Raw genomic sequence first — 18,382 nt, 5'->3', positions numbered from 1 at the left:
CCGGAGGTTTTTGTACGGGTGTGGAACGTCCGGTAAAAGGACAATGATGCACGAGGAGCGAACTCAATCGGGAACGGTCCGGCGGGGGGACAAGCCGGATGAGTCAACAGGCCGGCCCGGTTTCGACCGGCGTATGACCCGGGAGGAGATCAACGCCCTGCCGATCCGCCGTTTTGAGCGGACCGTCCGGGTGATCCGTTCCCGTGAGGAGATGGGTGAGGCTCTGGAACGGCTCCGGAGTGAGAAGGTCCTCGGTTTCGATACGGAATCACGGCCTTCCTTCAAGAAGGGGGAGTCCTATCCACCTTCTCTCATTCAACTGGCCGGCCGGAGGAGTGTCTACCTCTTCCAGCTTCGACACCTGAAATTCCCCCGTCCACTTCGGGAGATCCTCTCCTCCCCGCAGATTATCAAGGCGGGTGCGGCCCTGGACGATGACATCCGGAAACTCAAGGAGCTGGGACCGTTCAGGGCGGCCGGTTTCGTCGATCTGGGGACGATGGCCCGGGAGATGGAGATCAAGAACCACGGTCTACGGGGACTTTCTGCGGTCCTCCTCGGATTTCGGATCTCCAAGAAGTCTCAGTGTTCCAACTGGGCCCGTGATGTGTTGGTTCCCGCCCAGGTGGGATATGCGGCCATGGATGCCTGGGTCAGCCGGGAACTCTATCTCCATATGAAAAAATTGCAGAAGAAAAGGAAATCCGGGAATGGAAACAACGGAAATCTCCCTTCCCGCCCGTGTCCGTAAGGTCCGGGTGGACGGCAGGGAAGTCTATCTGATCGGGACGGCCCACCTTTCGAAAGAGAGTGTGGAGGATGTCCGCACAACGGTGGAAGTTCTTCAACCCGATACGGTCTGCGTGGAACTCTGTGAGGCGAGGTACAAGGCCATCATCCAGCGGGATGCCTGGAAACAGATGAACATCTTCAAGGTCATCCGTGAAAAGAAGGCCCTCTTCCTGCTGACGCAATTGATCCTCTCCTCGTTCTACCGGCGGCTCGGGGAGCAGTTGGGGGTTCAGCCGGGCGCAGAGATGATCGAGGGGATCCGTCAGGCCGAGGCCCACGGTGCGGAACTGGTCCTGGCGGACCGGGATATACAGATGACCCTGAAGCGTGTCTGGGGGTATCTCGGTCTCTGGAATAAGCTGAAGATGATGGTCCACCTCGTGGGGAGCCTCTTCACCACGGAAGATGTGGACGCTGAGATGATCGAAGAGATGAAAAAGGGGGATCAGCTTGAAAGCGTCCTGAAGGAATTCGCCGAAGCCTTTCCCGAGGTCAAAAAAAGGCTCCTCGATGAGCGGGACATCTATCTCGCACAAAAGATCCGCCGTGCCCCCGGCGAAAAGATCGTCGCCGTGATCGGCGCTGCCCACGTGCCCGGGATCGAGGAGCATATCCACCGGGATGAACCGTTGGAGCCGCTGATGGAGACCCCGCCGAAATCGGTGGTCCCGACCCTGCTGAAGTGGGGGATTCCTCTGCTGATCATCTTCCTGCTCGTCTTCGGTTTCTTCAAAGGGGGGGCTACCCACTCCATGGAGTCGGTCTATATCTGGTTTCTTGTCAACGGGGTTCTCTCCGCCCTCGGTGCGGCGGCGGCCTTCGCCCACCCCCTGACAATTGCCTCCGCCTTTTTCGGCGCGCCGATCACCAGTCTCAATCCGATGATCGCCGCCGGCTGGGTCGCCGGGTTGGTACAGGCCTGGGTCAAGAAACCGACCGTCAAGGATCTTGAAGACCTGCCCGATGCCATTACCACCGTCCGTGGATTCTGGACGAATCCGGTCAGCCGGATCCTGCTGGTCGTGGTCCTCGCCAACCTGGGAAGTGCCATCGGGACCTTCATCGCCGGGGGCTGGATTGCCGCGCGGACCTTTTAAAGATCAAAGGGGCAAAGCTTCACCATGAAGTCCATGAAGGCCTTGAAGAAAAGCAATCATCCCAAATGTTTTTCATACTCTTCCATGCACATCCGTTCGATCTGCAGTAGATTCGCGAAGGCCTCACGGAAGTCCTCCCTGCCGACGGTAAAAATCCCGTGGCCGTAAACGAGGGCGCCCCTGTTTCCCCGGATGGCCGGGGGGAGGGTGCGGCAGAGTCCCGTCGGTCCGGTGCCGACTTCGCCGGGAACGATCGGGATGTTCCGGACGAACCGTTTCTCCGGACAGGCGATGTGGCATCGGTCTTTCCGATTGCAGTCCTTCTTGTCGCAGATCATGGAGAGGATGACGGAGAACTTCGGGTGGCCGTGGAGGATGGCCCGGTTGTCCGTATTCTCGAGGATCTCTTTGTGGGCGGTGTATTCGCTGGAGGCGGTGATCCCCGCGCAGGAGGAACCATCCATGGGGCAGGCGTCGATGCAGCCGGCGAGCTCGTCCAGGGAGCTTGCCGTCCGGCTGATATAGATCGTACCGTTCAACCGATAGGAGATGTTCCCGAAGTAGGAGTCGACCATGCGGGAGTTGATGGTCCGCTTGCCCGCTTCGATCATTGCATCGATGACCTCTTGCGGGTTATGATAGGGACCTTTATGGAGCGGCTTTCCTTCCGGCAGGGTGGTGACGAAGTCCCTGTAAGCGGCGAAGGCCCGTTGAAAGACCGCCTCCGCGCGGGGATCCCTCCGGCCGTTGCAGTAGTCGAGAAAAAACTTTACGAACCCGGCAAAGCAGACCGAGCTGCAGGTGACGAAGGCTTGCTCCGGACTGACCGTTCCGAAGGTGACGATCCCCTCCCCTCTAACGTAGAGGCTCTTCCTTTTCTTCAGTGCTTCGATAATCCTTCCGGCGGTCAGCTTACGCGCTACCGGGATGTCGTGCAGGAAGGTTCGGGTTTCGCAGTCCTCGGGATGGATGGCGTCGTCCGTGCGCTCCGAGAGGTGGTTCAGGATTGAGAAGTAGGGCTCTGCCGGCCTTGTGAAGATGAGGCTTTGGATGTTGAGCCGGTCGAAGACCTCTTCTAAGAGCGAGCAGAGGGGGTCGTCCCGGTTCCAGACCACCTCCGCATCGAGGCCTCCCACGAGGGGAGCGCCCGGTTCGGCCAGCCCCTGCTCGACCAGTTTCATCGCATATTTTTTTACCAGTTTTTCCATTCGATTCCCAGCTCTTCACACTTTTCCCGTGTGGGACACCCCTTCTTATCGAGTCCCCGGATCCGGTAGTAGTTGGACCGGGTATGAAGAAAGGCTTCCCGGTCGATGGGGGGAATGGTCATCCCTTCGCCTCCGGTCCCCCCTTCCGTAAAGAAACGGCGGGGGAGATCGTCGTCGTCGGCGGTGAAGCCGTTCGCTGCATTCATCAGCCGTTCATGGTAGTAGATCCGCTCCCCGACTTTCAGCAGGTCCTGGGCGGTGGTCGGGATCCCTGTGACGCCGGAGAGCGCCCGGGCATATTCTTCGAGGGAGGCGGCGAAGAAGAGGAACTTGCAGGCCGTGAGGGAATCGATCACGGCGTTCTGATCTTCACTGATCTTGATCACCCTGGCCTTGCCGCTCGTATCGAAGCGGTCCATGGCGACCGGTTTTCGAAGAATTTCGTAGGAGATGGGGTAGGCCCGGAGGTGGCAGCCCCCCCGGGTCGAGGTGGCGTAGGCCAGCGCCATGCCGTAGACCCCCCGCGGGTCGTAGGCGGGGAGTTCCGAGCCCTTGACGGTCATGGCACACTCCGCTCTTCCCCGTGTTTTTGCATAGCGGAAGGAGCCCTGCGCCAGTTCCGCTCCGATGCCGCGGGCGGCGGCCGTTTCCCGGAGCAGGTCGATAATCCCGGAGGGTGTCAGGGTCACATCTTCGATCTCGGCATAACAAGCGAGGGTCGCTGCGGCGGTGATCGTGTCCATTCCCGTCTCGTTGCAGGTCCGGTTCGCCTCCACCACTGTGTCGAGGTCGTGATTGTCGATGAGGGCGCTGAAGTGGGACATGGTCTCGAACTCGGGAAGTTCCTCCCCCTTCCGGTTGTTCTTCTTGCAGAGGATATGGCACCCCCGGCAGCCGGTCTTCCTGTAGCCGTAGCGTTCCCGGTAGTGCCAGGCGTTCATCTTCCCGGCATTTTCAAAGCGGGTCGCCCGGAAATTCCGGGTCGGCATCATCCGCCGGTTGTGCATCAGGTCGTAGAGGGCGCCGGTTCCGAAACGGGTGATCCCGAACTCGCCCTGCAGGATCGGTGAGGCGGCGGCGAGGCGGAGGATCTCCTCCCGTGCGTGCATCACCTCTTCCCGGTCGAAAAGGGAGTTCTTCCCCGTTCCCGTGACATGAAGATACTTAAGATTCTTGGCGGCCATGACGAGGCCGAGCCCGCTCCGGCCGGCGAAGTAGCGTCGGTCCACAACGATGTTCGCGAAGAGGACGCCTGATTCCGCCGCCGGGCCGGTCACGGCCGAACCGCCTTCTTTCCCCAGGGCGGCGAAGATCTTTCCCGTCTCCATCCCCCGGTATTTCTCCGCATCGGTGAAAGTGATCTTCTCATCATCCCCGATCACGATTCCGCAGAGAGCGCTGCTTTTCCCGGTGATGACGATCCCGTCCCACCCGGCCTGCTTGATCGTTGTTCCGAGCCTGCCTCCGACCGAGGCGTCGCCCACGGTGCCGGTCAGGGGGGAACGGGACATGATGGTCATCCGGCCCGATGTGGGGGAAGGGGTGCCGACGAGGGGGCCGGTGAAGAAGAGAAGCGGCATGGAGGGGGTGTCCCATTTTTCCGTGATATGCGGTGCCAGATAATGTCCGGCCAGTCCCTTCCCGCCGATCCATGTTTCATAGAGTGCGGGAGAGGGCCGTTCGACGGAATGGGTCCTGCGGGTCAGGTCGATATGAAGGATTTTGCCGGTCCAGCCGTCCATGGGGATCTCGTTTGTTTGATTTTCGATGGCCCTGGATGTTGAGTCATTATACCCGAATTTTCCCTAAGATCAAAAACAATAAGGTCAATAGCAATTCACCACGGAGCTCACAGAGACCACAGAGAGAAGCGGGACATGGCAAAGGCAAAGAATAAAAGCAATGCACCACGGGGAACACGGGGAGTCACGGGGAAATCAAAAAACAATGACAGGGGCAAAACCAACACCTGCCTCTCGCAAAGAACGCAGGCCGCCAAGCAGGACAGATTCAAAGACAATCACCATGCAGTGCATGAAGAACATTCGGCTTTGGTTTCTTTATGTCCTTCATGACCTTCATGGTGAATGCTCTTCGTTTTTGACGTTTGTTTTACTCTGTTTTTCTGTGGTGCTGCCCTTGCCCTTGGTTTTTCTCCGTGGTCTCCGTGGTGAAAGTTTTTCGCCTTATGCTTTTCTTTAAATCCAGATGTTCCTTTATAAAACATCTATTTTGTGATAATTTTAAAGAACGGAATTCTTCCTTAAAATCATCATGGATGACTCCTATGGGACGGATCGAAAAGGCGGAGAAGACCCTTGTTTTGACCCATGGGAAGATCCTGACCCCCCTGGATGTGATCCCTGACGGGGCGCTTCTCGTGGAGAAGGGGAAGATTGCCGCCCTGGGGGAGGCCGCGAACCTTCCGGTCCCTCCCGGTGCGACCCGGATCGACTGCACGGGGAAGATCATGGTCCCCGGTTTTGTTGATCTGCATGTACATGGCGGGGGTGGTTTCGACTTCAACGATGCCGGCGGATGGACCGGGGCGGCCCGGTATCACGCCCTGCACGGTACGACGTCGCTTCTGCCGACGGTCCGTCCCCTCCCTTTGCCGGAACTGGAGGAGACCCTTGCCTGTCTTGCCTCCGGATATCCCGGAACCGGAGATGGGCCGTTACCCTATCTCCCCGGTTTCAATCTGGAAGGTCCCTACCTCAATCCGCAGAGGGCGGGCGCCCTCGGAAAAGATGGGTTGGCAAAACCACGACCCGGGGCCGTGCGGGCATTGCAGGAGGCCGCCAGCGGAAGAATCCGCCTGATGACGATCGCTCCGGAGATCCAAGGCGGCATGAAGGCCGTTTCGGAGATTTTAGATGCCGGAATCCTTCCGGTGCTCGGACACAGCGGGGCCTCCTTTGAAGAGGCGCAGGCCGCCTTTGACGCCGGGGTTCGTCATGTAACCCATCTCTTTAATGCGATGACGGGGTTTCATCACCGGAATCCCGGTTGTGCCGTGGCTGCCCTTCTTGATCCCGGGGTGACGGTGGAAGTGATCGCCGACGGCCGCCATTTGCACGAGGCTACCCTCCGGATGATTCATCGGTTGAAAGGGGCCGGGGGGATGATCGGAGTTTCCGATGCCGTTCCCCTGAGCGGGAAAGGGGAGGGGAGTTTCCGGATGGGGGGCGAGGAGGTGACGATCCGGCAGGGCGCGGCGGTGAACGCCTCGGGCAATCTTGCCGGGAGCCGGATCACTCTTGCGGATGCATTCCGCCATCTCGTTGAAAAGATCGGCATTCCCCTAGCGGAAGCCCTTTCCATGATGACCCTTGCGCCGGCCCGTCTCCTGGGACTTTCCGAAGGGAAAGGGGAACTCCTGCCGGGCGGTGATGCCGATGTGGTCGTCCTGTCCGGGACCCTCGAGGTTGAACGGGTCCTGATCGGCGGTGTGGAAGTGGAGCGAAGAAGATAGAGAAGATCGGGGAAGATGATGTGGAATCGAAATAGAGGATGGACCGTCCGGCTTCTGCTGCTCCTTTTGATCGGGTTTGCCCTGCCGTTTCCGGACGGGCCGCTTTCGGCCCGGGAAAAGGGGACGGAGCAGACCGGCAGGGAGGCACTGTCACGGATCCGCAAAACCTTCGTGAGCGGGGTCATGGCCCTGAAAAACGGGAACTCCCTCATTGCCCGGCTCGAACTCGACAAGCTGGACGGTGTTGATTACATCCTGGACGATTATCTCCTCTACTACCGGATTCGGGCGGAGAATGAATCGGGCGATCCGGCGACGGCCCTTCGTCATGAGGAACAGTTTCTCAAAGAGTATCCGGAGAGTCTTCTCCTGGAACGTGTACGAATCGAAGAGATAAAGTCTCTGATCGCATCCGGGCGGTTCGGCCCGGCGGCTTCGGCTCTTCGGAAATTGCAGTCGATGAAACTCTCCGGGGAGTTGGCCCGGAAGATCGCTCTGCTGGCGGGAGAGGTCGCTGCGGGGCGGGAAGACTGGGCGAAAGCCTACGATCTCTATCTTCACCTTGCTTTTCAATCCCCGGCCACGGAGGAAGGGAAAGAGGCGGACCGCCGCCGGGAGTCGATTGCCGGACGCCTGAAGAGTCCTCCGAAATCTCCTGATGCAAAATTGTATCTCACCCGGATCCGGGAACTCTTCCGGGCTCTGAAGTTTCCCGGGGTTATCGAAAACTGTCATGAGATGGTGAAGCTCTATCCGAAGGGGATTCCCACCGACCAGGCGCTTCTCCTGAAAGGGCGGGCCTGGATCAAGGAGGGAGACCTGCCGGAAGGGAGAAAACTGCTGAAGCGGGTTGCCCGCGAGGCCGGGGCGGCATCGATCCGGTCCGAGGCCTTGTATTGGCTCGGCAATTCCTTTTGGAATAAGAATGAGGACCGTTCCGCCCGGCATCTGTTTCAGCGTCTTCTGAAGCATTATCCGAAGAGTAAGTGGACCGTCAGGGCGCTCTATGCCATGGGACGGATTTATGAGGCCGGTCGCAATATTTCGAAGGCCCGGGAGTATTATCTCCGGATCGGGAAAAAGACTCCGCAAAATGATCTTGCGTCCAAAGGGGCCTGGCGAATCGGCTGGATGGAATACCGTGCGGGAAAGTATCGGAAGGCGGAAGCCGCATTCGATTTCTGTATGGACCGCTATCCCGACTCCAAGATCAATGCCGGCGCCCTTTACTGGAAAGGAAGATGCAGGGAGCGGTTAAAGGAGATTGAAAAAGCACGGGCGATCTATCGGCGCCTTGCGAAGGAGTTCGGTTGGGACTTTTACGGCGTGATGGCCCGCAAACGACTGACATACTCCTGGAACCTTGTTGCCGATTCGCCGGAGTCGGACGACCCCGACTGTGACCGCACTCCACCCGCAGCAGCGGAAGGCACCCCCCTTGCCGATTACCGTGACCATGCCGAAGAGTTGATCCGGATCGGCTTTTCCGATGCGGCCCGTGAGGAGATCCGCGCCGTCGCGGACCTTCTGGAAAAGAAGGACAAGAACCTCTGTTACGTGGGGGATCTCTACGAGCGGAGCGGCAATTTCTACGACGCCGTCCGCTGGATGTACCGGGTTAGTACGAATCATTACAGCGCAGTCAACGGCGGAGATTCTCCCTTCTTCAAAAGGTATCTCTACCCCCGCGCCTTCTGGGAGACGGTCCGGAGAGAATCGGGCCGGTATGGGATCGATCCCTTCCTGGTCCTGGCGGTGATGCGGCAGGAGAGTCTTTATCAGGTGGACAGCATCTCTCTTTCGGATGCCCGCGGGCTGATGCAGATCATCCCTCCGACCGGTGAATTGATTGCCCGGGATCTCGGGGTGGAAACCTTTACCCCGGAGTCTCTTCTCGATCCGGAGACCAATATTGCCTTTGGTGTCCGGTATCTGAACAACCTCATTCAACGGTCCGGCGGTGACCTGGTCCGGGTTTTCTCAAGCTACAATGCCGGTGAACGCCCTTCCGACCGTTGGTGGGAGAAGACCAAGGACCTTGATGTGGATGAGCGGATCGAGTCGATCCCCTTCCGGGAGACCCGGGGGTATGTGAAGCGGGTATTGCGGAACCTGGAAAATTATAAACGTCTTTACCGGGATGAATAAATGGATTATGTCATTCGAAATGTGCGGATCGTGGACGGCAGCGGTGATCCTTCCTTTGTCGGGGATCTGGGGGTCGAAGGGGAGCGGTTTGCCTTCGTAGGGCCCCACTGCCCCGCAAAGGGGAAGCGGGAGATCGACGGGACGGGCCTTGCTGCGGCCCCCGGGTTCGTCGATATCCATTCCCATTCCGATTATTATCTATTGATCGGCCCCCGGGCGGAAGGCAAGGTCCTGCAGGGGGTGACGACGGAGATCGGTGGAAACTGCGGTTATTCGGCGGCGCCGATCTTCGGACGGATCCGGGAGGAGCGCATCAAGACCTACCGCGACCTCTTCGGCCTCTCGCTCCCCTGGGAAGGGGTGGGCGACTATTATCGTCATCTTTCCGAGACCGGGATGTCGGTTAACTTCGGGCTCCTCGCCGGGCACAATACGATCCGTTCTTCCGCAATGTACGGAAGTAACCGGGCACCCTCGCCGGAAGAACGGAAGACCATGATCTCGACTCTTTGCCGGGCCGTGGAGGAGGGGGCGCTGGGCCTCTCCACGGGATTGATTTATCCGCCGGCCTGTTTTGCGGATGCCGATGAACTGGTGACCCTGTGCAAGGCGGTTGCCGAAAAAGGAGGGATCTTTGCCGTTCATATGCGAAGTGAGGGAAACCGGCTCTTGGAGGCGATCGACGAGGTAATTGCCGTCGCCGGCCGGTCCGGAGTCCCCCTGCAGATCTCTCATCTGAAGACCTCGGGACGGAAGAACTGGGGAAAACTGGAGGAGGTGTTTGACCGCATCGAGTCTGCCCGCCGCCGCGGTATCGATGTCGCCTGTGACCGCTATCCCTATACGGCCTCCAACACGGGGCTCTCCGCGGTCCTTCCCGACTGGACCTTTGAGGGGGGTGTGGAGCGGCTCCTGGCACGGCTTGCCGAGCGGACCGAACGGTCACGGATGGCCGAAGAGATCCTCCGGGAACATCCCGAGCCGGACTATTTTGCCAACATCATGATCTGTGCCGTGACCCGTCCGGAGCATGAGCATTTTGTGGCGCGGCGTGTTCTGGAATGTGCCGAAACGGAGGGGAAGGCGCCGATCGATTTCGTCGCCGATCTTCTCATTGCCGAACGGAACATGGTCGATGCCATCTACTTTACCATGAGTCCGGACAACCTCCGCCGAATCCTGAAGAAACCCTATGTCATGATCGGCTCCGACAGCGGCGCCAAGGCCTTTGACGGTCCTCTCGGAGAGGGAAACCCCCATCCCCGCGCTTACGGCACCTGCCCGAGGGTCCTGCAGCAGTTCGTCCGTGAGGAGGGGCTCCTCACCCTGGAGGAGGCGGTGCGGAAGATGACCTCCCAGCCGTTGGAAAGAGTCGGTGTCCGCGGTCGGGGACGGATCCGGGAAAGGCTTGCCGCGGACCTGGTCCTCTTCGACCCGGACCGGATCGAAGATCCGGCCACCTACGAAGATCCGAAACAACCCCCCCGGGGGATCGAACGCGTCTGGGTCAACGGAACGGTCGTGGTGGAGGAGGGTCGCCATACCGGGGCGCGGCCGGGAAGGATCCTCCGGAAAGAGAGACGAGCTCCATGAAACCGGCCATCGGGATCACCCCCGATTTTGAGGAGCGGGGAGAAAAGAAGGCAGGAGGATACTTTCTCTACGAGCGGTATGTGACGGCCGTGGAAGAGGCCGGCGGGATTCCCCTGATCCTTCCTTATGTCTCCACCGGGGAGGTCCCCCGCCTGGTCGACCGGATCGACGGCCTGATCGTCACCGGCGGCGCCTTCGATATCGATCCCGTTCTCTACGGAGAAGTCTGGTCGGTCACCGAAGGGAAGGTCAAGGATCGACGGACCGCCTTTGAGATGGAGATCACCCGGCTGGCGCTGGTGGCGGATCTTCCCCTCCTCGGGATCTGCGGCGGCGAACAGCTCTTGAACGTTCTTTTCGGGGGGAGTCTCTATCAGGATATTCTCGAACAGGTTGCAGGTGCGATGAACCATGAAAGGAAGAAGGAGCAAGACCCGCTCCATACGATTGAAGTGGTTTCCGGTACGCTCCTCTCATCCATCGTCGGAAGGCCCCGGCTCCCTGTCAACAGTTCCCATCACCAGTCGGTCCGGAAGCTGGGAGAAGGGTTGATCGTCAATGCCCGGGCCGAAGACGGGGTGGTTGAGGGGATCGAAAGCGGTCGTCATCGCTTTGCCCTGGGGGTGCAGTGGCACCCCGAATTGATCGCGGGGGAGGGAGACGGAAAAGCAAAGATCATCAAGGCGCTGGTCGGGGAGGCTGCCCGGAGTATGCAGCCGGGGTGACGGCCCGTACGGGGTGTTCCCCGCCTATCTTCCGGATGCTGCCCTGCGCCTTTGTTCCTCTTCCGCAAAATCAATCACCTTTTCCTCGAGATGAACATGGTTGAGCCGGTTGATTTCATGAAGGCATGTGGGACTGGTGATATTGATCTCCGTCAGGTAGCCTCCGATCATATCGATTCCCGCAAAATAGAGGCCGTTCTCTTTCAGGTGGGGAGCGATGGTCTCACAGACGAACCGTTCCCGTTCCGTCAGTTCCGTCTTGACCTCCCGCCAGGGGGTCCGGATGGGGGGCTTGTCCCCGTATTTCTCCGGCGGGAGCCAGAGGACGGCGCCGACCGGCTCGCCGTTTAACAGAATGATCCGCTTGTCCCCGTCGGCCGCCTCGTAGAGGTAGCGCTGGGCCATGACGAAACGGGTCTCGTCCCGTGTGGCCATCTCGAGCAGGGTGTTGCAGTTCATCCCTTCCCGGTTGACGTAGAGGACCTCCCTTCCGTAGGATCGAAAGAGGGACTTGACGATCATCTCACCACCCACGTCGTCAAGGAAACGCTGCAACTGATCGATTCGATGGGTAATCAGTGTTTCGGGGGTCAGCCCGGGGAAACGGAGCGTACTTGCTTTTTCATTGTTGTTTCGAAGTCCCTTCGGGTCGTTGATGACCAGTGTGGATGGATTGACCCGTTCCAGGATCAGCGTAGCCGTATAGTACTCGAGGTTGAAGGGGGGGTCCTTTCGCATGAAGAGAATGTCGAACCCGTTCAGGTCGAGGGTCTTCTTTTTCCCGAGACGGTAGTATTCTTTGTCTCGGAAGACTTCCAGCCGGACGCCCGAGGCGCCCGGACGGTTTCCCTTCATGAAGAGGTCGGGAACGGTCATGTAGAAGATCTCGTGCCCCCGGCGTTGTGCCTCCAGCATGAAGAGGTAGGTAGAGTCCTCGTCGGGGCGGATCGTCTCTATGGGGTCGATGATAAAGCCGATTTTCAGCGCCGCCATTGACTTCCTTTGTTATGACAGGAAGGCTTTCTTTTCGGATGACAGAGAGGCCTTTCAGAATTATAATACGAACTTTGAATAACTTTAACAAATGATCGGGGCTGTCGTCAACGGCAAACCCCGGAGGAACCTCGATGGTGGTGACTGAATCACGACGCATTACTCTTGATGACCTGTCCCGTTATTTTCGGGAGGGGTGCAAGGATCCGGCCCGTCTTTCCATCGGGGGAGAGTTCGAACTTCTCGGCGTCGATCCGGATTCGGCTCGTGCGGTCGGCTACAACGGGGTGCCGGGGGTTCATCTCATCCTGGACCGGTTGCTGGAAGAACCGCAGTGGGGTCCCCAGTGTGAAGGGGGGGAACTGATCTGTCTTCTCGGGGCGAACGGCTCCAACATCACCCTCGAACCGGGGGGGCAGCTCGAACTCTCCGGGAAGCCTTCTCCCGGTCTTGGCGGGGTCCGGGATGAGCTCTCTTCATACGTGACACAGCTTCGCCGGGTAACGGAGGACCTTGCCGTCGATTTTATCGGCGCCGGGATGCACCCCGTGAGCCGGGCCGATGAGATCCCCTTTGTGAACAAGTGCCGCTACGGCATCATGGCGCCCTACCTGGAAAAGCAGGGACGCCTGGCGCACACCATGATGAAGGAGACCGCCACCGTTCAGGTCAACCTCGACTACACCAGTGAGGAAGATGCCATGGAGAAGTTCCGGACGGCCATGGGGATCACCTCCATCGTCTCGGCCATGTATGCCAACTCCCCCCTTTCCGGCGGACGGCCGAACGGTTTTATGACGATGCGGGAGCATGTCTGGATGCATACCGATCCGGACCGATGCGGTCTCCTCCCTTTTGCCTTCGGGGAGGACGCCGCCTTTGAGGATTATCTTCACTACGCGCTGGCAGTGCCGATGTTGTTCATCATCCGGGAGGGGGAGTGGATCCCGATGAAGGGTATCCCTTTCGGAGAGTATCTCAAAAAGGGGGTTGAGGGTTTTCATGCCATCCGGGAGGATTGGGATCTCCATCAGAGTACCCTCTTCCCGGAGGTCCGTCTGAAGCAGTACCTGGAGATCCGGGGTGTGGACGGGCAGGCGCCGGGGATGGTGATAACGGTGCCGGCCTTCTGGATGGGGATCCTCTATGATGACGGCGCCCGGAAGGCTGCCTGGGAATTAGTGCGGGACTGGTCCTTTTCGGAGCGGAGGCAACTGCATGCATCGGTCTGCCGCCTGGGGCTGCATGCAAAGATCCGGGGGACGCTTCTTCTCGATCTGGCCCGGGAACTGGTACGGATTGCACGGGAGGGGCTTTCCCGGCTGGGCGAGGAGGTCCAACTGCTCGGGCCGCTCGAAGAGCTGATCCTGGGGGCGGGGAAGTGCCCGGCGGAGGTCCTTCTGGAAAAATGGGATCAGTCCGGTCACGACCTGCATCGTCTGGTCAAGGAGAGTTCCTTCTTTCAGTCGTCTCTTGTCTCCCCGGCCTGAATGGGGCCGGGCCTCACGATCCTTTTCCACCCTGCGGGCGCTCGATTTCTTCCGCCAGTTTTCGGTGTTCCGGCCATCCCGCGGTCTCTTCCGCTTCAGTGAAGTCGATCGAAGGTTTCGGCGACAGCCGACGTCTCTTGAGATCAAGGATCCGTCCCGCCGATTCCTCGATCCGGGAAAGAGAAATCGCTCCCTCTTCCACGGAGCGGGTCACCGCCTCGATCGCCTTTTCCTGTTTCTCCGGATGATGGCAGATCAGGAGGGAATCGACTCCGGCCTGCAGCGCAAGGATCGACGAGGTTTCGATCCCGAAATGATCCTCCACGGCCTTCATCTCCAGGTCATCGGAAAAGACGACCCCATTGAAATGGAGTTCCTTGCGGAGGATTCCCTGCACGATCTTGGGGGAAAGTGTGGCCGGATAATCCGGGTCGATCGGCCGGTAGAGGACATGGGCCGTCATGATTGATTCCACACCGCAGGCGACGGCCCGGATGAAGGGGATCAGCTCCCGCCGGCGCAGGAGATCGATCCCGTGAGGGACTTCGGGGAGGGTTAGGTGCGAGTCGAGAGAGGTGTCGCCGTGGCCGGGGAAATGCTTGCCGCAGGCGATGATTTCCTTTTGCAGTCCGTCGATGACGGCACAGCCGAGGTCCGAGACGATCGTCGGATCGCTGCCGAAGGCACGGGTTCCGATCACCGGGTTGTCGGGACGGGTGTTGATGTCGAGGACGGGGGCGAAGTCGAGATTGATTCCCACCACAGCCAGTTCCTTCCCCACGGCGCGGCCGAACCGGCAGGCCAGTCTTCCGGAAGCGGTCCGTCCAAGGGCGTCATTTCCAGGGAACCGGGTGAAAGGGGAGGGAAGCCGGGAGACCCGTCCCCCTTCTTGATCGATCCCGATGAAGAGGGGGATCTTGGCGGCTGCCTGGAGTTCCTGTACCAGTTCCGCCGTCTGACGGGGTGTTTCGATGTTCCGGGAAAAGAGGATCACCCCGCCGATCCCGTACTCCCGGATCAGCCGAAGGATCGTCCCATTCGGGCGGATCCCTTCGAAACCGCAGACAAAGAGCTGTCCGATCTGTTGCATCCGGTCCATGAAACCTTATACCATGAACGTCTTTGAAGATCAAAACCGAAAAACATTGACTATGGAGCCCCCGGGGAGGAACCTTCCCTAAATTAGCGATAGGAGTTTCACCCGGGAAAAAACCCCTCTTGGTTTTAAGGTTTATGGTGAGTTAACGACACAGCTGTAAGGTAAAACAAAAGAAACAAGAAGGGGGATCCGCGCACCTGACTCCCCCAGAGGGGGAGCATCCCCCCTGTCACGCAGCCGAGCATCGCAGAAGGAGAGGGGAAAAGGGCGAGATCGTGTCGCGCCTTCGGCGCGACCATGCGGAGCATGTTATCGAGCCCCCCTCTCCCCTTCGGCATGCTCAGGGCAGGCTTTCGAGAAGCGCAGGGGAATCCCGCGTCAGCGGGATCCAGTGACCCGGGGCGTCTTTTCTTTTGGTTCGTTTTCTTTGGACGAGCAAAGAAAATGAACGAAAACACAGGGTTACAAGATGAGAGGGAAATCGATGTCCGGATTTGTGCCGACCCCCGTCAACGGTTACTGTTTAAAAACGAGCTTTTTCGACAAACGCTCCGAACTTTTCTATCGCTGGATTTGGGCCTTCTTTTTGTTTGTCTTTGTCCAATGAGTTCAGTATAATGACACCATTTTTCCCTCCCTTTTCGGATTTTGCAGGTGGTTAAAATGCGTATACATTGCAAACAGTGCGGGAAAGAGTACCGGGTCAGGAAAGAGTATCTGACGGAAGAGGGGATCCGGGCAAAGTGCCGGAAGTGCGGCGCCGTTCTTCGGATTCGGCTCCGGAAGAAGGAGACGTCGGGGGCTGGAAAGGGACTTCCCGGTGCAATCTCTCAGGTTTCATCCCCATCTGTTTCCCCGTATCATTACTGCATTGCCTGCGGGCATTTGTTGGAACGCGAAGTTCCCTCTGCTGAGCGTCCTCTATGTCCCGCCTGTGAAATACTCGACGGGGCGGAGAAGGAAAGCCTGGCCTTCGGCCATCCGGATAAGAGTCCCTTGCCCCTCTCTCTTCTGTATGCGCTCATTTTTGTGGTTCTTCTATTTTCGGCTCTTCTGGGATATCGGTTGGCGCTCTCATGAAAGAATCTTTTCCGCCCTCTCACAATTTCCCCAAAAGACGTTTTCCTCTTCGTTCTTGCCTGACCGTGATGCTGGTCTTCATCTTTCTCCTGATCCTGGTCGGCGGGGCGGTGGGATTTCACTTCTATCTTAAATTTCAGCGGGGCCTTCCCGACGTCTCTGTTCTCAAGGACTATCGGCCGAGCCTGGTGACCACGGTCTATTCCGACGGCGGGGATGTGGTCGGAAAGTTCTATATCGAAAAGAGAGTGCTCCGTCCCCTGAACGAGATCCCCGATCTGCTCGTCAAGGCGTTCATTGCCATCGAGGATGCCCGTTTCTATCATCATCATGGGATCGATCTGCAGGGGATCACCCGGGCTTTCTGGGCGGACCTTCGGGCAAAACAGATCACCCAGGGGGGAAGTACGATTACGCAACAGTTGGCCAAGACACTCTTTCTCTCTCCGGAACGGAAGATTGAGCGGAAGATCAAGGAGGTGATCCTGGCCCTGGAGATTGAAAAACGGTTTTCCAAAGACGAAATTCTGGAGCTGTATCTGAATCAGATCTATTTCGGCGCCGGTGCCTACGGAGTTGAAGCGGCCTCGGAGACCTATTTTGATAAACCTGTGGAGAAACTCCGGTTGTCTGAGATGGCGACTCTGGCGGCCCTTCCCAAGTCGCCGGGACGTTTCAATCCGTTCAAACATCCGGATGAATCGAAGGCGCGTCGCTCCCTTGTACTTACGAGAATGTTTGCAGAACATTTCATCACACGTGCACAGATGGAAGAGGCGAAGGCGGAACCCCTGAAGCTTCGGCAGAAGGAGGAGGAGCATAATGATTCGGCCTATTTTGTGGAACATGTACGTCGTTATCTTCTTGACCAGTACGGCAGCAGCCGGCTTTACGAGAGCGGTCTCAATGTGTATACGACCCTGAACCTGCCGATGCAACGGGCCGCCGTGAAGGCCGTTCAGGAGGGACTGCGGGCCTATGATAAACGTCACGGTTATCGAGGACCGCTGGAACATATCGAACTTGATACCCTGGACTGGGATGTCCAATCCCGGTTGAACGATCAAGCGAGTGAAGGATCGGAGTCCTTGCCGTCCGGGAAGATTTATGACGGTCTTGTGGTGGAAGCCAACAAGAAAGAGGCTTGGGTCTGGGTTGAAGGAGAGCTGGGATTTCTTCCGTTTGATGAAATGAAGTGGGCCAAACGTGCTGTAAAGGATCCAACGCCGGACAATCCGGACGGGGTCCGTTGGGTCGAACCGGAGAATGTTCTGGATGTCGTCGTTCCCGGAGACCGGATCCTGGTGCGCATCCTCTCCTATGATTCCAAACTGGGTGCCTACCGGCTGGCGCTGGAGCAGGAGCCGCAGGTACAGGGGGCGCTGATCGCGATTGATCCCGCCACCGGAGAGGTCAAGGCCATGGTCGGCGGCTACGATTTCAAAAAGAGCGAATTCAACCGGGCCATTCAAGCCAAGCGGCAGCCCGGTTCGGCCTTCAAACCGATTATTTATGGAGCGGCCATGGAGAAGGGATTTTCTCCGGCGACCGTGATCATTGATACGCCGGTGATTTTCCAGGATCCCTCCATGGAGACGAAATGGAAACCCGCCAATTACAGCGAGCGGTTTTACGGTCCGACCCGGCTTCGCGTGGCCCTGGCCAAGTCCCGGAATGTGGTGACGGTGAAGCTTCTGCAGAAGGTGGGCATCCGGAACGTGGTAAGATTTGCCCGGAAACTCGGTATTGAAAGTCCCCTGGCCAAAGACTATTCCCTGGCGCTGGGGTCGTCGGTCCTCTCGCTGTCCGAACTGGCTTCGGCCTATTCGGTTTATGATAATCATGGGATGCGGGCTCGGCCCTATTTTATCCGCCGAATCCTCGATTATGATGGAAATGTGATTCGGGAGAACCACCCTTCCGTGGAGAAGGCAATGGATCCTGAAACGGCTTACATCGTCACGGATATGCTTGAGGAAGTCGTCCGTCACGGAACGGGGCGACGGATGCAGAAGTTGGGACGTCCCTCAGCAGGAAAAACGGGGACAACCAACAATTATCTGGATGCACTCTATGTTGGTTTTGTCCCGAACCTGGTCACGGCGGTCTGGGTCGGGTTTGACGATATGCGTACCCTCGGGAAGGGCGAGTTCGGAGCCAGGGCTGCCGGTCCCATCTGGCTTGACTTTATGAAGGATGCCCTGAAGGGGCGGGAGAAACTCCCCTTTACCGTACCGCCGGGTGTGATCTTCGTGCGGGTGGACAAGAAAACGGGGTTGCTTCCTTCCGGCGGAGAAAAAACCTATTTCGAGTGTTTCAGAACCGGCCGGGAACCTCATGAATATGCCCCGGTCAAAAAGACGCAGGGGACCAATTTTTTTGATATGGATTCCAAGGGGTTGCAACCGGCTCCCCCTCCGGAGAATCCCGCTCCTGCAACCGGACGAAGCGGAACGGGGACGCTGTAATTTGTTTCCTGTTTTTTTGTAACGAGAGAATCCATCGTTGTCTAAAAAACAGGCAGCTGCCTGTTTTTTCAGCGTTTAATCACCCATCGGCACGCTGTCCGAAGAGAAATGAAAAAGACCATATATGATGGTCTCGTAAAAAGTCACGAAGCCCTTCGACCCTTCGGCCGGCTCAGGACAGGCCCGCTCAGGGCGAACGGTGTAAGTGATTGAT

Annotated in this window: 13 protein-coding genes; 9 read left to right on the top strand and 4 right to left on the bottom strand. The window is 58.3% G+C overall.

The annotated features are described in order from the left end of the window. Positions 1–46 precede the first annotated feature (46 nt). Positions 47–751, top strand: a complete 705-nt coding sequence (locus GXP58_10335; GenBank protein ID NOY53995.1) for a 3'-5' exonuclease domain-containing protein 2 — start codon at positions 47–49, stop codon at positions 749–751. Next, a complete protein-coding gene (locus GXP58_10330) occupies positions 711–1,889 on the top strand; it encodes a TraB/GumN family protein (protein NOY53994.1) in 1,179 nt (392 codons plus the stop codon). Before GXP58_10335 ends, GXP58_10330 begins: the two co-directional genes overlap by 41 nt. A 56-nt stretch (positions 1,890–1,945) precedes the next feature. Here the strand turns inward: GXP58_10330 and GXP58_10325 are convergent, their stop codons facing one another. Together GXP58_10325 and GXP58_10320 are read right to left on the bottom strand one after the other, a co-directional pair. Then, on the bottom strand, positions 1,946–3,097 hold the full coding sequence (locus GXP58_10325) for an rRNA adenine dimethylase (GenBank protein NOY53993.1): 1,152 nt from the start codon (positions 3,095–3,097) through the stop codon (positions 1,946–1,948). Then, on the bottom strand, positions 3,082–4,839 hold the full coding sequence (locus GXP58_10320) for an aldehyde ferredoxin oxidoreductase (protein NOY53992.1): 1,758 nt from the start codon (positions 4,837–4,839) through the stop codon (positions 3,082–3,084). Before GXP58_10320 ends, GXP58_10325 begins: the two co-directional genes overlap by 16 nt. Before the next feature lie 545 nt (positions 4,840–5,384). Between GXP58_10320 and nagA the strand changes: the two genes are divergently transcribed. Genes nagA through GXP58_10300 form a run of 4 tightly spaced genes read left to right on the top strand, consistent with a single transcriptional unit; the run spans position 5,385 to position 11,038 of the window. After that, positions 5,385–6,572, top strand: coding sequence for an N-acetylglucosamine-6-phosphate deacetylase (nagA, locus tag GXP58_10315; GenBank protein ID NOY53991.1), 1,188 nt, complete (start codon positions 5,385–5,387; stop codon positions 6,570–6,572). A gap of 15 nt (positions 6,573–6,587) precedes the next feature. Continuing rightward, positions 6,588–8,720 (top strand): transglycosylase SLT domain-containing protein, encoded by a 2,133-nt coding sequence (locus GXP58_10310; protein ID NOY53990.1) that lies wholly within the window; start codon positions 6,588–6,590, stop codon positions 8,718–8,720. Then, entirely contained in the window at positions 8,721–10,313 is a 1,593-nt protein-coding gene (locus GXP58_10305; GenBank protein ID NOY53989.1) for a D-aminoacylase, read from the top strand. It begins immediately after the preceding gene. Continuing rightward, positions 10,310–11,038, top strand: coding sequence for a gamma-glutamyl-gamma-aminobutyrate hydrolase family protein (locus tag GXP58_10300; protein ID NOY53988.1), 729 nt, complete (start codon positions 10,310–10,312; stop codon positions 11,036–11,038). The genes GXP58_10305 and GXP58_10300 overlap by 4 nt, the downstream gene beginning before the upstream one ends. Before the next feature lie 24 nt (positions 11,039–11,062). On the opposite strand, the gene gshB is transcribed toward GXP58_10300, so the two are convergent. Beyond that, on the bottom strand, positions 11,063–12,031 hold the full coding sequence (gene gshB / locus GXP58_10295; protein NOY53987.1) for a glutathione synthase: 969 nt from the start codon (positions 12,029–12,031) through the stop codon (positions 11,063–11,065). Positions 12,032–12,165: 134 nt separating this feature from the next. On the opposite strand from gshB, the gene GXP58_10290 reads away from it, so the two are divergent. Next, positions 12,166–13,521, top strand: coding sequence for a glutamate--cysteine ligase (locus GXP58_10290; protein NOY53986.1), 1,356 nt, complete (start codon positions 12,166–12,168; stop codon positions 13,519–13,521). A 13-nt stretch (positions 13,522–13,534) separates the two neighbouring features. On the opposite strand, the gene nagZ is transcribed toward GXP58_10290, so the two are convergent. Beyond that, a complete protein-coding gene (nagZ, locus tag GXP58_10285; protein NOY53985.1) occupies positions 13,535–14,611 on the bottom strand; it encodes a beta-N-acetylhexosaminidase in 1,077 nt (358 codons plus the stop codon). A gap of 672 nt (positions 14,612–15,283) precedes the next feature. Here nagZ and GXP58_10280 point away from each other — a divergent pair. Continuing rightward, positions 15,284–15,700, top strand: a complete 417-nt coding sequence (locus tag GXP58_10280; protein ID NOY53984.1) for a hypothetical protein — start codon at positions 15,284–15,286, stop codon at positions 15,698–15,700. Positions 15,701–15,768: 68 nt separating this feature from the next. Beyond that, positions 15,769–18,168 (top strand): penicillin-binding protein 1A, encoded by a 2,400-nt coding sequence (locus GXP58_10275; GenBank protein NOY53983.1) that lies wholly within the window; start codon positions 15,769–15,771, stop codon positions 18,166–18,168. The last annotated feature ends 214 nt before the right edge of the window (positions 18,169–18,382 follow it).

This window comes from Deltaproteobacteria bacterium (assembly GCA_013151235.1).
GTDB lineage: Bacteria > CG2-30-53-67 > CG2-30-53-67 > CG2-30-53-67 > CG2-30-53-67 > JAADIO01.
The sequence above is the reverse complement of the archived record's forward strand: the minus strand, read 5'-3'. Positions and strand labels throughout refer to the sequence as shown.

Bases quoted from the DNA above. Each gene is read 5' to 3' on its own strand.
- GXP58_10310 (NOY53990.1), top strand. From the start codon at position 6,588: ATGATGTGGAATCGAAATAGAGGATGGACCGTCCGGCTTCTGCTGCTC.
- GXP58_10300 (NOY53988.1), top strand. From the start codon at position 10,310: ATGAAACCGGCCATCGGGATCACCCCCGATTTTGAGGAGCGGGGAGAA.
- nagA (NOY53991.1), top strand. From the start codon at position 5,385: ATGGGACGGATCGAAAAGGCGGAGAAGACCCTTGTTTTGACCCATGGG.
- GXP58_10280 (NOY53984.1), top strand. From the start codon at position 15,284: ATGCGTATACATTGCAAACAGTGCGGGAAAGAGTACCGGGTCAGGAAA.
- GXP58_10305 (NOY53989.1), top strand. From the start codon at position 8,721: ATGGATTATGTCATTCGAAATGTGCGGATCGTGGACGGCAGCGGTGAT.
- GXP58_10325 (NOY53993.1), bottom strand. From the start codon at position 3,097: ATGGAAAAACTGGTAAAAAAATATGCGATGAAACTGGTCGAGCAGGGG.
- GXP58_10330 (NOY53994.1), top strand. From the start codon at position 711: ATGGAAACAACGGAAATCTCCCTTCCCGCCCGTGTCCGTAAGGTCCGG.
- gshB (NOY53987.1), bottom strand. From the start codon at position 12,031: ATGGCGGCGCTGAAAATCGGCTTTATCATCGACCCCATAGAGACGATC.
- GXP58_10335 (NOY53995.1), top strand. From the start codon at position 47: ATGCACGAGGAGCGAACTCAATCGGGAACGGTCCGGCGGGGGGACAAG.
- GXP58_10290 (NOY53986.1), top strand. From the start codon at position 12,166: ATGGTGGTGACTGAATCACGACGCATTACTCTTGATGACCTGTCCCGT.
- nagZ (NOY53985.1), bottom strand. From the start codon at position 14,611: ATGCAACAGATCGGACAGCTCTTTGTCTGCGGTTTCGAAGGGATCCGC.
- GXP58_10275 (NOY53983.1), top strand. From the start codon at position 15,769: ATGCTGGTCTTCATCTTTCTCCTGATCCTGGTCGGCGGGGCGGTGGGA.
- GXP58_10320 (NOY53992.1), bottom strand. From the start codon at position 4,839: ATGGACGGCTGGACCGGCAAAATCCTTCATATCGACCTGACCCGCAGG.